Origin of the sequence: Streptomyces sp. CA-294286 (assembly GCF_050947155.1) — a bacterium.
Classification (GTDB): domain Bacteria; phylum Actinomycetota; class Actinomycetes; order Streptomycetales; family Streptomycetaceae; genus Streptomyces.
In genome coordinates this window covers 247,087-261,610 of sequence record NZ_CP192005.1, presented here as the reverse complement: position 1 = coordinate 261,610, position 14,524 = coordinate 247,087, and the positions used below count along the sequence as shown (strand labels likewise).

Sequence of the window (14,524 nt, the reverse complement as noted above, 5' to 3'; positions counted from 1 at the left end):
CACAAAACGGGGCCCCGCCGAGGCCAAGGAGACCTACGGCCGCGGCGGTGTCAGCGTGACCAGGAACTTCTTCGCGGGCGCTATGTTCCCCGCCGCGTCGATGGTGCGGTACTCGACGGTGTGCGTGCGGTACTCGGGCGTCGCGTCGTCCCACGGCACCAGACGCGGCGTGCCGAGCTTGCCGTACACGAGATCGTCGACGTTCGTGCCCGACGGTGTGAAGCGCCATGGGGCGTCGGCGTCCGTCGGCCAGCCGTAGTACGTGTACCAGCCGTCCCCGTTGACCCGGAACTGCGAGACGGTCGCGCCCCCTTGGTCGTCCGTCGCGCTCAGCTTCATCGTGAACGCTCCGTCGTAGACGTACTCGACCGGCCTACCGGGCCGTTGCACCGTGCGCAGCGGCTCGGAGAGCGCGTACGAGGTGGTGGCCTGCGTCGCGTCGACGGTCCACGTCAGCACGGAGTCGCCGGTGCGGGCCTTGAGGGTGTGCGTGCGGCCGCCGGTCAGGCGGAGCTTGCTCAGGTCGAGATCGCGGTCGTTGCCGGGACCGGTGGCGACGGGCCGCCCGTCGAGGGTCCAGCGGACGGCGGGAGAGCGCCGGGTGCTCGGGTGGGAGGTGTCGGCGTACACGACGGAGCGTGCGCCGACCGGCCTGTCGGTGTCGGTGTACCCGGTGAACCGCGCCCGTCCCTCGGTGTGCCGGGTGCGCACCGTACGGTCCACCGTCCAGCTCACGGTACGGGTCAGCGCGGCGGACGCGCGCACCGCCGGGTCCCGTACGAAGGGGGTCGGATCGGTGACGGTGGCGGTCAGGGTGTGCGGACCCCTGCCGACGGGCAGCCGCCTCAGGTCCAGACTTCGCGCGCCGCGGGTGCGCGGCACCTCCTTGCCGTCCAGCCGCCAGACCACCTCCAGCGCGCCGCCCACCGGGTGCAGGGTGTCCACCCAGACGGTGCGGTCGGCGCCGAGGGCCGCGGTGTTCGGGGTGTGGTCCTGCACCAGGTTCACCTTGTTCGCGATCGCCCGGGTCATCACCTCGCGCTCGACCTGGTCGAAGTCGTAGCCGAGGGTCTTCATCATCGAGTGCTTGCTCGGCCGCCAGACGCCCTTGGTGGAGTACAGGCCGCCCTCGTGACGGCCGATGCGCCCGCCGGAGAGGCTCTCCTCGCCGAGCCAGCGCCACCACTTCCGCTGCTCGGCACGCATCTGTGCTTCGGTGAGCAGAGTGTGGTGGGCCGAATCCGGCTCGCCGCCCCGGTACGTGCCGCCGGGGACGCCGCGCCCGTAGTAGTCGTACTCGTCGTCGAGCCTGCCGAGGGAGTGGCCGATCTCGTGCGGGGTGATGAGGGCGGAGAGGGCGTTCCCGCCGGAGGCGGTGGCCCAGGCGCCGCCCGCGCCTCCGTAGGTCTCGCTGTTGGCGAGGGCGACGATCTGCCGGTTGGCGCCCCTGGTGCCCGGTACGAGATCGGCGGCGGCGTCCGCCTTCCTCGTGTCGACGGTCAGCAGCCGTTGCACGCTGCCCGGGTTGCAGCCGCCCCAGAACGCCATGTCGAGCGGTGTGTCACGGCGGGCGTCGGTGAGGCCCGGGTCGCAGTCGACCCCGGACTCGGCGGAGGGCGTCTGGACCGCCCACACGTTGATGTACGAGCGGTAGGAGGCGAACGGCTCGATGCTCCACAGCACGTTCATGTGCTTCTCGACGTCCGCACGGAACTTGGGGAGTTCGGCGGCGGTGTAGCCGTCGCCGAGGACGACGAGGTTGAAGCGCTTGTCGGCGGGCCCGGTGGTCTGCACGGGGACGACCGCGGCGTCCGCCGGGGCGGCGGGAGCGCGGTCGGCGGCGCGTGCCGGGGGAGGGGTGACGGTCGTGGTGAGGCAGGCGGCGAGGAGCACGGCCGCCGTGGCCAGGAGCGCGGATCTCCTGTCGGCGCGCGAGGATCGCATGGGTCGCATGGCCGGGAGCGTACGACCGAGGCCAACTGGGCGTAAAGAGGCCCCTGTTGCGCAAGAGCTGCGTTCGGGAAGCGGAGGCGGCGAAGAATGCACCGTCCCGTCGTACGTTCGCGGGCATCGGGTCCGTCCACCCCTCACCGCGTGCGGCGGCCAGGACGCTCGGCTGTCCCACCGCAGGACGCCGCGGTACGGGGTGCTGCCGTGCGGGGGCGGGGGACGCCGGAAATTTTCGTGGCACCGCGACAGGCGCGAACGCACCGGTTCGTCACGCGAATTGTGGAGGCCGGGCGGCTCCGGCAGTGCTGCGTGCTACATCTTGACCATGCGGGGACGACGACTTCTGAGTTACCGGGACGCCGTGGCGATCCTGGGCGGCGACAGCGAGGCACTGACAGCGGCGGACCGGGCGCTGGGCGGAGCGCTGTCCATGGCCACGGGGGGCACGAGCGACGTGGTCCTCGGACTGTTCGGCGCCCAGGGGCGGTTGCTGCGCCTCGGGCGGGACCTGACGGCCGGGCTGCGGGACCGGCTGCGACCGTCCGAGCGGGCCGAACGCACCGAGAAGATCGCGGCGGCGCACGCGGTACTGGTGATCACGGCGTTCTTCGAAGCGGCCGCGGAGGCCGACCTCCCCTTCGCACTCGCCGAGCTGGAACTGACCCGCAGCGAGCAGATCGCCCTCGCCGACGGGGACGGCGACGGGACGGCGGGCACCTTCGTCCGCGCGCTGCTGTCCACGGGGATCCCGCAGCCGAACCCGACGCAGCCCTTCGAGCAGACCCTGCGACAGCTCTACAGGTGGTACGGGGTACCGGGGCACAAGCTCTGGGAGTTCCTGCGCGGCCTCGCGGTGTGGGACCGGCTGGACGAGAGCGAACGGTCCCGGGCGGAGTCCACCCTCCGCGACCTCGACCGGCGGGCGGTGGAGCGCTACGAGGAACTGTTCGGCCGCCTCGCCCTGGAGGTGCCCGAATTCGGCTTCTGGTCCGGTCAGATGGAGCACCGGGCGACCCGGCACGAGGTACGCCGGTCCCTGGCCGGCATCCGCTCCGCCCTCTCCGGTCTCGCCGCCGTGCCCTCCCTCGGCCACGCCGCCGCCGGGCTGACCGCCGGATACCGGGCGGCCCTGGGCAAAGCGATCCTCTCCGAGGGGAGGGCCCCCAGCGGCCTCGCCCTGCCGACCCTCGTCGAGGGCTACGTCGACCCGGACTTCCGGGTCGCCCACGTGGTGGGCGAGAGCAGCGGTCCGGCCGGGGAGGAGTGGTGGGAGGAGGTGCCCGTACGCTCGGACCTCACCGAGTTCCTCGCCGCGTCCCTGACCTCGCTCGGGTCCGCCACCACCCCGCTGCTGGTGCTCGGCCAGCCGGGCGCGGGCAAGTCGGTCCTGACGAAGATCCTGGCGGCGAGACTCCCCGGCACCGGGTTCCTGCCCGTCCGCGTCGTCCTCCGGGAGATCCGCGCCGAGGACGACGTACAGGACCAGATCGAGCACGCGGTGCGGCTGGCCACCGGCGAGCGGGTCTCGTGGACCGAACTGGTGCGGTCGGCGGAGGGCGCGGTCCCGGTGCTGCTGTTCGACGGCTTCGACGAGCTGTTGCAGGCGACCGGTGTCAGCCAGACCGACTACCTGCTGCGGATCGCCAGGTTCCAGCAGCGCGAGGCCGACCAGGGCCGGCCCGTCCACGCGCTGGTCACCAGCAGAACCGCCGTCGCCGACCGGGCCCGCTGCCCCGACGGCACCGTCGCCCTGCGGCTGGAGCCCTTCCGCGAGACGCACGTCGCACGCTGGCTGGACGTCTGGAACGAGCTCAACGCCCCCCACTTCACCGGCCGGGGCCTGCGACCGCTCTCCGCCGAGGTGGCGGGCCGGCACAGCGAACTCGCCTCCCAGCCGTTGCTCCTGCTGATGCTCGCCCTCTACGACGCGACCGACAACGCGCTCCAGCAGGACGCCGACAGCGGCGAGCCGCTGGGCGCGGCGGACCTCTACGAGGAACTGCTGACCTCCTTCGCGGTCCGCGAGATAGGCAAGTCCGGCGAGGGCCTGGACGAACGTCTGCTGGCCGAACACACCGAACGCGAACTCCAGCGCCTCTCCCTGATCGCCTTCGGCATTTTCAACCGGCGCCGCCAGTGGATCACCACCGACGAACTCGACCGGGACCTCGCCGCGCTGCTCGGCCGCCCCGACCTGCGGTCCGCCGACTTCAGGGCTCCGCTCGGCCAGGCGGAGATCGCCCTCGGCCGGTTCTTCTTCGTGCAGCGCGCACAGGCCCTCCAGGACGAACAGCAGCTCGTCACCTACGAGTTCCTGCACGCCACCTTCGGCGAGTACCTGGCTGCGCGGCTCGCCGTGCAGGTCCTGTCCGGGCTGCTCGGGCAGCGCCCCGCACTGGCGCTGGGCCGGGCGAGCGTCGACGACGACCTGCTGTACGCGCTGCTGTCGTACAGCCTGCTCGCCTCACGGCAGATGCTGCGTTTCGTCGAAGCCCGGCTGGCGCGGCTGCCGGAGGCCGACCGCCAACGCCTCGCCGACCTGCTCGTCACGGTGATGGAGGACGCGCGCGAGCGCGGGGCGCACCAGTACGCCGACTACCGGCCGATCCGGCGGGCGACGGCTGCCCGGCACGGCAAGTACGAGGCGAACCTCATCCTGATGACCGTGCTGCTGCGGGGGAGCGTCACCACGAGCCGGCTCTTCCCGGAAGCGGCCGATCCGGCGGGCATCTGGTGGCACCGCACCCAGCTGTGGCGTTCCGCCCTGACGGAACAGGAGTGGACGGACTTCGCGCTCGCGCTGGAGGTACGGCGCGGGTGGGCGGACGAGCGCCGGGAGCTGACGGTGGAGCGGCGGACCGGCGACGAGCCCACCGCGCAGGCCATCGACCCGTACTGGGTGTTCCGTCATCCGCCGGGCAGCGACACCTATGAGGGAGAGCGCTCGTGGTCGCGGGCGTACTGGTCCGACATCCAGCACAAGATGGGGGTCGCGGGCGGAACCAACGACTCGATCGTCCGGCACGCGGTGGATCCGATGTTCCGGCACTTCGGGGCGGCTGTCACGAGCTTCTTCGGCGAAGCGCGGGGCGGCACGGCCGCGTCGTACGCGCACGACCTGACGGAGCTGTGGCTCCTGAGCAGTCTGGAGGCAACGGACGCGGAACTGGCCGGGCACTATCTGCGGTGCACTCTCCTCCTCGACCACGCCCGGCACCGCGACGCGCCTTTCGGGCATCGCGTCACCGCACTGGTGCTGGCCCAGCTGCGCACGGACGCGTCCCGGCTGCCGGTGGAGGTGGTGGCCGAGGTGCTGCTGGCCGCTTCGGGAGTCGCGTCGGGCGCACTCGTGGAGACCATGGCGAGAATCGCGGTGGGCAGACTCGACGAGGCGGACGGAGACGGCCGGGAGAACCCCACGAACGAGGAGTGGGCGCTGATCAGGGTTCTCGTCCGCACACTGCACGCGTTCGGCAGCGCGACGAGGCCGGTTGATGTGCACCAGTGGGTGGTTGAGGTCTCGGCAGGCCCGGCTTTGCGTTGCCTGGAGGCGGACGAGATGTACACCGCGAGCTTCAGGTCACGGGTCTACGGCGCGGACCACGGCTGAGCCCCGGCCCGCGCCCCGTCCCCTACCCCACGTCCAGCGCGTTCCGCAGTCCCAGCCGCCACCGCGTCCTGTCGTGCCGCTTCAGGTTCTCCACCGCCGGGATCCTGTGCAGCGCCCGCACCGTGCAGCGGGGCGCGGCAGAGCCCTCGCGGTCCAGCAGCGCGTTGACCGCCGCGCGGGCCGCCGCGTTCGCGCCCTCCATGGTCGCCAGGTCGATGTCCACGGCCACGTAGTCCCCGGCCAGGTAGAAGTTGGGGAGGGCGGTTCTCGCCGTCGGACGGTTGTGCAGCGTCCCGCACGGGTGGATCAGCAGCTCGTCCTCGTTCGTCGGGTTCGGCGTGCCGAGTCCGTCGACGCCCGGGTCCAGGAACCACGAGTGCAGAGCGCCGTCCCGCAGGACCGTCCTGCCCGTGTCGTTGAGTGCGGCCTTCAGCTGCGCCCACACCTCTTTCGCCACCTCCTCCCGGGTGCACTGCTTGGCCGTCCTCCCGTAGAGGATCCCCGGCCTGTCCCACTCGGAGATGTCCACCGACAGGCACTCCACCGCGACCCCGTCGCCGTAGTCGGCCGGAAAGTCGCGTCCCGGCCAGTGGCCCGCCTGGGCGATGGCGGTCAGCGACCACGGCGAGTCGATGAGGTTCACATGCCCGTCGACCATCTTCGGGCGCTCGGTCAGATAGAACTGGATACCCGTCATCCAGTCCGTGACGAGCTTGTCCGCCCGCGCCAACTGCGGTTCCAGGGCGCGCATGTCGGAGTTCCACGTGCGGCGCGCGTGTTCGACGGGCATGGCGCAGACGTAGTGGTCGGCGACGACGGATCGAGGTGCGCCCGTCGGGTCCTCGATGACGGCCGCACTGATCCGGCCGCCCGCCGTCTTCATCTCCCGTACCGTCCAGCCGATCCGGAAGTCAACGCCCAGCTTCTTCAGGTGGGACTCCCACGGGTCGATCCACGCCTCGTTCGTCGGGGCGTTGAGGATGCGGTCGGGCGGGCCGTCCGCGCCCTGGCCGAGGAGGTTGAAGACGAACGCCTCGCCCAGTGTGCCGACCGTGCGCGTGCTTGCCTCCTCCGCCTTCGTGGCGACGATGTTGCGGGTGACGCCGACGGCGAGGATCCGCTGGTACTCCTTCGACATCCGGGCCGCGCGGACGAAGTCCCACCAGGGGGTCCTCTCCCACGTGCTGTCGCGGCGCTCGTCGCAGCTGGTGAGGAAGACGAGGGCCCGGTTCACGAAGTAGGTGATCTCGTGGAGCGGCAGGTGGAGGGCGGTCTGCAGCAGGCCCGTCAGCATGCGGCGGATGTCGTCGAGGTCGAGGCCGGGCGGCTGGTGGCCCGGCCACGGGATCGGCATCCGCAGGTCCTCGCGGCCGTTGGACCGGGCGAACATCATCTCGGGCGGGGCGACGAGGTTGTCCCACACGCCGTTGGCGTTGCCGCGGAAGGGGATGCGGCGCATCGTGTCCGGCAGGTTGTGGTAGATGCCGGGGATGAAGCGGAAGCCGTGCTCGGCGGGCAGTGCTCCGCGCCCGCCGCGCGCGCTGTCGGGGACGTCCATGCTGCGCGCCTTGCCGCCGAGCGCCCGTCTCTCGTACACGGTGACCCGGAAGCCGCGTTCGGCGAGTTCGTGCGCCGCTGTCAGGCCCGCCACACCGCCGCCGAGCACGGCGACCGAGGGCGCGCCCCGGTCGGCGGCCCGAGCGCTGCCGACCGGGAGCGTCCCGAGCGCGGCGGCCCCGCCGATCGTCGCCGCGCCCGCCACGAACGTACGACGGGAGGTGCCCGCGGGAGTTTCGGCCGTACGGTTTTGATCCATCTGCCCCAGCCCCTTACCAGTGGTAACCGCAACGTGGGTCGCAGGAGCATAGGACGACCCCGCCCGTCATGGAAGACATCCGTCAACACGCGGGGGGACGGGGGGAGTTGAATGGCCGATGTGCGACGGTCAGCCGCTGCTCACCCGGTAGCGGTACGAGTCCGTGCGCGGCAGCGTCAGCTCCGGGCGCCACGCCCGCAGCACCGCCGCCGACGGGGTGAACAGAGCGCCGGGAATCTCGTCGGGCGCGAACATCTCCCACCGTACGATCTTGTCCGGTTCCGTGACCCGGGCGACCCCCTCCGGCACCCGGGTCACCGCCGCCGCCGAGATCCTGTTCAGGCCGTACGCGCCCTCCATCACGAGCGCCACGATCCGTACCGTGTCGGCGGACACGGACAGGCCCGTCTCCTCGGCCAGTTCGCGCGCCGCCGTCTGCTCGAAGCTCTCGCCGGGGTCCACCTTGCCGCCGGGAAGTTCCCAGGCGCCGTTGTGCGCGAGACCGAGCAGCACCCGGCCGGTCGCGTCGAGGACGATCACGCCGACGCCGACGAGCGAGTTCGGGGCGGGAAAGGTGCGGGCAGGCAGGTCGGCGACGGAGCCCGGGGCGGGGGAGGCCGTGGTGCGCGAACCGCCGGTGGGGCCCGGGGCGTCGGCGGGTCGTGCAGTACTCATGACCAGCGACACTACCCCGGGCCCCACCGGCTTCCGGCCTCAGGCGCCCGCCGGGAACCTCTCCCACACGCGGTGCTTCGCCAGCAGCCCGGTGATCGTCCGCAGGACCTCGCCGCCGTCGTCGCCCAGCACCACGCCCGGCGCCAGGTCCGGCACGCCCGCCGCCTCAAGGACCGGCAGTGCACCGCTCCAGCCGCCGATCGCCTTGCCGTGCCGGTACGCCTCGGAGACCAGCAGCAGCACCCGCGGGTCGGTCGTCACCGTCGACAGCTCGTCGGCCTTGGCGTCGCGCGCCCCGAACGCGTCCGCGCCGGCCTGCGGCGTGCCCGCCAGCAGGATCGCGTCGAACTCGATCGAGCGTGCCGTCGTGAACGTCCGCTGCACGGTGACCGGCTCGCCCCGGCCGTCGTCCAGTTTGCCGCCCGCCGGAGCGATCACCAGCGGCACCATGTCCGCGTCCAGGACCGCCTGCCGCACGGCCCGCAGCCCGGCCAGGTCACCGTCCGGGCCGGCCACGATGCCGATGATCCTGCCGTCCGTCGGCCAGGTCCCGCCGACCTGCGAGAGGGCCGGGCTCGGCTCGACGGACGCGAGCGGCTCCGTGGGCTCCGGCGCGGGCAGGCCCAGCCCGGTCGCCACCTCCTGGCACAGCTCCGGGTCGATGTTGGCGAGGACCTTCAACGCCCTCTCCTTGATGGCCTGTTCGTAGCACTTGTTCAGCTCGAAGGTGTACGCCGCGATGATGTGCTCGCGCTCCACCGGCGTCATGCTCAGCCAGAACCGCCGCGGCTGGCTGAAGTGGTCCGCGAAGGAGGCCGGCGCCTGGCGCACCTTGCGGCCCGCCGCGACCGCCTGCGGCACCTCCACGTACGCGGAGACGTCCTCGCCCGCCATGAACGGGCAGCCGCCGTCGAGCGAGTTGGGCTTGTACGGCGCGGCACCGCTGTGCACGGCGGTCTGGTGCATGCCGTCCCGCAGCATGTCGTTGACCGGGGCGTGCGGACGGTTGATCGGCAGCTGGCCGAAGTTGGGCCCGCCGAGACGGGTGATCTGCGTGTCGAGGTAGGAGAAGAGACGGCCGGTGAGCAGCGGGTCGTCGGTGATGTCGATGCCGGGAACCAGGTGCCCCGGGTGGAAGGCGACCTGCTCCGTCTCGGCGAAGTAGTTCGTGGGGTTGGCGTTGAGGGTGAGCAGACCGATCGGCTGCACCGGGGCCAGCTCCTCCGGAACCAGGTTGGTCGGGTCCAGGAGGTCGATGCCCTCGAAGACCTGCTCCGGGTTGTCCGGGAAGACCTGGACGCCCAGCTCCCACTGCGGGTACGCGCCCGCCTCGATCGCGTCCGCGAGGTCCCGGCGGTGGAAGTCGGGGTCCATGCCGCCGGTGATCTGCGCCTCCTCCCACACCTGGGAGTGCACGCCCAGCTTCGGCTTCCAGTGGAACTTCGCGAGAGTGGTGCCACCCTCGGCGTTCACCAGGCGGAAGGTGTGGACGCCGAAGCCCTCCATCATCCGGTACGAGCGCGGAATGCCCCGGTCGGACATGTTCCACAGGGTGTGGTGGGTGGCCTCGGTGTGCAGGGTGACGAAGTCCCAGAACGTGTCGTGCGCGCTCTGCGCCTGCGGGATCTCCCGGTCCGGGTGCGGCTTGCCGGCGTGGATGATGTCCGGGAACTTGATCGCGTCCTGGATGAAGAACACCGGGATGTTGTTGCCGACCAGGTCGAAGGTGCCCTCATGGGTGTAGAACTTCGTCGCGAACCCGCGGGTGTCGCGCACCGTGTCCGCGGAGCCGCGGGAGCCCAGCACCGTGGAGAACCGGACGAAGACCTCCGTCTCCACGTCCTTCCCCAGGAACGCCGCCTTCGTGATCGAGGCGGCCGTCCCGTACCCCTGGAACACGCCGTGTGCGGCGGCCCCGCGCGCGTGCACGACCCGCTCCGGGATCCGCTCGTGGTCGAAATGGGTGATCTTCTCGCGGAGGTGGTGGTCCTGGAGCAGCGTCGGTCCGCGCTCGCCCGCCTTGAGGGAGTGGTCGGTGTCGTACAGCCGGGCGCCCTGCGCCGTGGTCAGGTACGCGTCGCGCTGCGCCACCACGTCCTGGTCGACACCGGTGGCCTCGCCGGTCGGGCTCACGGTGGCGGGACCGCGCTGATCCGGCTTGGGGGGCAGCGGCGGACGCACCTCCGTCGGCTCGTCCACCTGCGGCGGCTCGGGGGCGGGGCGGCCGGGAATGGCACCCCGCGCGTCGCCCGAGTCGCCGCGCAGGGCTTCGGTCACCTTCTCGGCGGCTTCCTTCACCGGATTGGACTTGGAGCCGGACTCGGGGTTGGGCTTGTCCACTGTGTTCCCTCCGTGCTGCACGTGGTCGTCCTGCATGGTCACCGCATCTAGATACCCCGCACGCGGTGATATATCACGGTAAGTAGGCCGATTCGGCGCGACGGGCGGCTCAGGGCCTGGTCCCCATCCCGGTCGCCGCCTCCCCGGCCCGACCACCCGGCACCTTCTCGGCCAGCGGGGGAGTGCTGCCGCCGCTGCCGTGCCGCAACCCGTGCAGGAACTCCTCCAGCACCTGCACGGACGTCCGCTCCGCCACCCAGCCCAGCTCTTCCCCGGCCCGGGTGCAGTCCATCAGCGGCAGCCCCAGCACCGCGTCGAACAGGTGCGGCGACGCGGGCAGCAGCCGGGCGCCCCAGCCCGCCCTCAGCGCCGTGCGCGCCACCGCGCTCGGCGTCCGTACGACCTTCGCCCCGAACATCTCGGCCAGCACCCGCGCGTCCACCGGCGGGTCCGCCGCCAGGTTGAACGCGCCGCGCACGTCCCGCAGCACCGCCAGCCGGTACGCGCGCGCCGCGTCGTCCGTGTGCAGCGCCTGCACCCGCAGCCCCGGAATGTCCGGCACGACGGGCAACGCCTTGGGGCGCACGAGACGGTGGGGCAGCAGCGGACCCGCGAACAGCCGCCGCTGCTCGCTCGCCGACTCCTGCTTGAACAGGAACGCCGGCCGCATCCGCACCACCCGCTGCTCCGGATGCCGGTGTTCGTGCACGTCCAGCACGCGTTCCAGATACGCCTTCTCCCGGCAGTAGGCGGCATCGGGCCAGCCGTGCGTCGGCCAGGTCTCGTCGACCGCGACGTCCTTGGGGCCCGGCGAGTACGCGCCGACCGACGAGGCGTGGATCAGGGCGGGCACCCGGGCGCGGGCCGCCGCCTGGAAGACCCGGATCGAGCCGAGTACGTTCGTGCGCCAGGTGACCTCGGGCCGGTGCGTGGGCTGGAACAGCCACGCCAGGTGGATCACCGCGTCCGCGCCCTCGAACAGCTTCGCCAGCTCGTCCACCGACCCCGGGTGCTTGTCCGGGTCGCCGGCCGCGCCCAGGTCCGACTGGACCCACGTCGTCCTGGGCTCACTCACCTCGGGAATCCGGCGGGCCAGTCCGTGCACCGAGCCGACCTCCGGGTCCGCGCCCAGCGCACGGATCACGCTGGTCCCCACGTTCCCCGTCGCCCCGGTGACCACCACGTGCTTGCTCATCGTCCGGCTCCCCTCGTCGTGCGGCTGGCGGGCCCCGGCCTGCGCCGGCGATCCTCGGTCGGGCGGGCGGGTATCCGAACTTCACGCCCCTACACCTGCGGCGGGGGAGCGGATCCGAAAGCTGCCCGGTCCTGAACGTCGGCGGGCGGTCATCCACCGCACCGCACGCGTCGCCCAGCGACCGTATGCCGACGAACGGCCACCCGCGAGATCGGACCACTGAGGACGCCACGCGCCGAAGTCCCCCGCGCCCTGGCGCATACACCGTCCGGGCTCCTAGATTCGAGCCTCATTGGTCCGATCTCTGGAGAGATGCGTCATGACGCCGCCCCGGCACCCCGCGTGCACCCGGTCCGACCCGCCCGGCACGAGTGCCGCCCCGCCCGCCGTCGCGTACCCGGCGGGCGCGGCCGACACGGTGCCGTCCGGCCCCGTCCCGTCGGATCCCGCCGACGGGCACACCCTCTGGTACGACAGACCCGCCGCCGACTGGGAGAGCGAGGCCCTCCCCCTCGGCGGCGGAGACCTCGGAGCCATGGTCTTCGGCACGGTCGCCACCGAACAGCTCCAGCTGAACGAGAAGTCGCTGTGGACCGGCGGGCCCGGCAGCGAGGAGGGCTACGACCACGGCAACTGGCCCGTACCCCGGCCCGGAGCGCTCGACGAGATACGCGCCCTCATCGACGAGAAGGGGTCCATGCACCCCGACGAGGTCTCCCGGCGGCTCGGCAATCCCGCCTACCGCACGCCCGCCGGCCGCATCCCCGGCTTCGGCGACTACCAGAACCTCGGCTCCCTGCTCCTCGACTTCCCCGGCGCCCCCGCCACCCTCCCCGCCGGTTACCGCCGCCACCTCGACCTGCGCCACGCCCTCGCAGGCGTGACGTACCGCGACGCGGCCGGCACCACCCACGTGCGCGAGTACTTCGTCTCCCACCCCGCCCGGGTCGTCGCGGGACGCCTCACCGCCGACCGCCCCGGCTCGGTCTCCTTCACCCTGCGCGTCGACTCCGCCCACAGCGGCGCGAGGACCACCGCCGGCGACGGTCGCCTCACCGTCGCCGGAGCCCTCGCAGGCAACGGACTGCGGTACGAGGTCCAGGTCCAGGTCGTCCACGAGGGCGGCACCCGCACCGAGAACGCCGGCCGGATCACCGTCACCGACGCGGACAGCGTCACCTTCGTCCTCTCCGCCGCGACCGACTACGCCCACCGCTTCCCGGCGTACCGGGGCGACGACCCGCACCCCCGCGTCACCGCCGCCGTCACCCGCGCGGCGAGCCTGCCGTACCCCCGGCTGCGCGCCGCGCACCTCGCCGACCACCGCGGGCTCTACGACCGCGTCCGCCTCGACCTCGGCCCGCGGACGCCCGCCCGGACATCCACCGACGAACTGCTCGCCGCCTACCGGGCAGACCCCGCACCGCCCACCGCCCACGCCCTGGAGAACCTCTACTTCCACTACGGCCGCTACCTGCTCATCGCGTCCTCACGCCCCGGCGCCGACGCACTCCCCGCCAACCTCCAGGGCGTCTGGAACAACTCCGCCACCCCTCCCTGGAACGCCGACTACCACACCAACATCAACCTCCAGATGAACTACTGGCCCGCCGAGACCACCCATCTCGCCGAGACCGCGCACCCCTACTACGCCTTCGTCGACGCGCTGCGCGCCCCCGGCCGCACCACGGCACGGACGATGTTCGAAGCGGCCGAGGGGTGGGTCGTCCACCAGAACACCAACCCCTTCGGCTTCACCGGTGTACACGACTGGGCGACCTCCTTCTGGATGCCCGAGGCCAACGGGTGGCTCCTCCAACAGCACTACGAGCACTACCTGTTCAGCCTCGACGAGGACTTCCTGCGCGAGCAGGCCTACCCGGCGATGAAGGAGGCCGCCCTGTTCTGGCTGCCCCAGCTGCACACCGACCCGCGCGACGGCGCACTCGTCGTCTCACCCAGCTACTCGCCCGAGCAGGGCGCCTTCACGGCAGGCGCCTCCTTCTCGCAACAGATCGTGTACGACCTGCTCATCAACACCGCGGAGGCGGGCCGGATCCTGCGCGTGGACGCCGAGCTGCGGGAACGGATCTCCGGCGTCCTCGCTCGTCTCGACCCCGGTCTCCGTATCGGCGGCTGGGGGCAGCTCCAGGAGTGGAAGGACGATCTGGACGATCTGGACGACACCCACCGGCACGTCTCGCACCTCTTCGCCCTTCACCCGGGCCGACAGATCGAGCCGGGCTCGGAGTTCGCCGCGGCGGCCGAGGTCTCTCTCAGGGCGCGCGGCGACGGGGGGACCGGCTGGAGCAAGGCATGGAAGATCAATTTCTGGGCTCTGCTCGGCGACGGCGACCAGGCCGCGAGGATGCTCCGCGAACAGCTCAAGGACTCCACCCTGCCCAACCTCTGGGACAGCCACCCGCCGTTCCAGATCGACGGCAACTTCGGCGCCACCGCGGGCATCGCCGAGATGCTGCTCCAGAGCAGGCACGGCACGGTCCACGTCCTCCCTGCCCTGCCCGCCGCATGGTCCGACGCCGGTTCCTACGACGGGCTGCGCGCGCGGGGCGACTTCACGATCGGGGTCGACTGGCGACGGGGCCGGCCGACCGAGATCCGCCTCGCCTCGGGCAGCGGAGGCACGGCCGTGATCCGCCACCCCGCTCTCGACGGCCGGGTGCGGGTGGCGCGTTCGGGAGAGGCGCCGACGACGCACGCCGCCGGGGGAGGCGTGCTGCATCTGCCGACGCGGACGGGGGAGACGTACCGCATCCGACCGGTGGGGTAGGCGACGCCGGTCTGCCGCTCCGCGCGCCCGGCAGCTCCCGCCGTGGGCAGTCCCCGTCCCGACTCTCCGGGCGCGGACCGACGGCCGCGCCCGGAGGGACGGGCCCCGCCAGGTCCCGGCCCGCCGGTTCGGGGCGAAGCCCTTCCG

At 72.2% G+C, this 14,524-nt stretch carries 7 protein-coding genes; 2 read left to right on the top strand and 5 right to left on the bottom strand.

What is annotated here, in order from left to right; translation table 11 throughout:
- Positions 1-33 precede the first annotated feature (33 nt).
- On the bottom strand, positions 34-1,953 hold the full coding sequence (locus tag ACQPZG_RS06410; protein WP_433544852.1) for a M64 family metallopeptidase: 1,920 nt from the start codon (positions 1,951-1,953) through the stop codon (positions 34-36).
- A 322-nt stretch (positions 1,954-2,275) separates the two neighbouring features.
- Between ACQPZG_RS06410 and ACQPZG_RS06405 the strand changes: the two genes are divergently transcribed.
- Positions 2,276-5,560 (top strand): NACHT domain-containing protein, encoded by a 3,285-nt coding sequence (locus ACQPZG_RS06405; protein WP_433544851.1) that lies wholly within the window; start codon positions 2,276-2,278, stop codon positions 5,558-5,560.
- A gap of 22 nt (positions 5,561-5,582) precedes the next feature.
- Here the strand turns inward: ACQPZG_RS06405 and ACQPZG_RS06400 are convergent, their stop codons facing one another.
- The 4 genes from ACQPZG_RS06400 to ACQPZG_RS06385 form a co-directional block, all read right to left on the bottom strand.
- Complete coding sequence (locus ACQPZG_RS06400; RefSeq protein ID WP_433544850.1) at positions 5,583-7,376, bottom strand: hydroxysqualene dehydroxylase; 1,794 nt, start codon at positions 7,374-7,376, stop codon at positions 5,583-5,585.
- Positions 7,377-7,505: 129 nt separating this feature from the next.
- The gene (locus ACQPZG_RS06395; protein WP_433544849.1) at positions 7,506-8,051 is read right to left on the bottom strand and encodes a nucleotide triphosphate diphosphatase NUDT15; all 546 of its coding nucleotides are present in this window, start codon (positions 8,049-8,051) and stop codon (positions 7,506-7,508) included.
- A gap of 39 nt (positions 8,052-8,090) precedes the next feature.
- Complete coding sequence (locus tag ACQPZG_RS06390; protein ID WP_433549284.1) at positions 8,091-10,427, bottom strand: catalase; 2,337 nt, start codon at positions 10,425-10,427, stop codon at positions 8,091-8,093.
- A 73-nt stretch (positions 10,428-10,500) separates the two neighbouring features.
- Positions 10,501-11,586 (bottom strand): NAD-dependent epimerase/dehydratase family protein, encoded by a 1,086-nt coding sequence (locus ACQPZG_RS06385; RefSeq protein WP_433544848.1) that lies wholly within the window; start codon positions 11,584-11,586, stop codon positions 10,501-10,503.
- 319 nt (positions 11,587-11,905) lie between these two features.
- On the opposite strand from ACQPZG_RS06385, the gene ACQPZG_RS06380 reads away from it, so the two are divergent.
- Complete coding sequence (locus tag ACQPZG_RS06380; RefSeq protein ID WP_433544847.1) at positions 11,906-14,377, top strand: glycoside hydrolase family 95 protein; 2,472 nt, start codon at positions 11,906-11,908, stop codon at positions 14,375-14,377.
- Positions 14,378-14,524 lie beyond the last annotated feature (147 nt).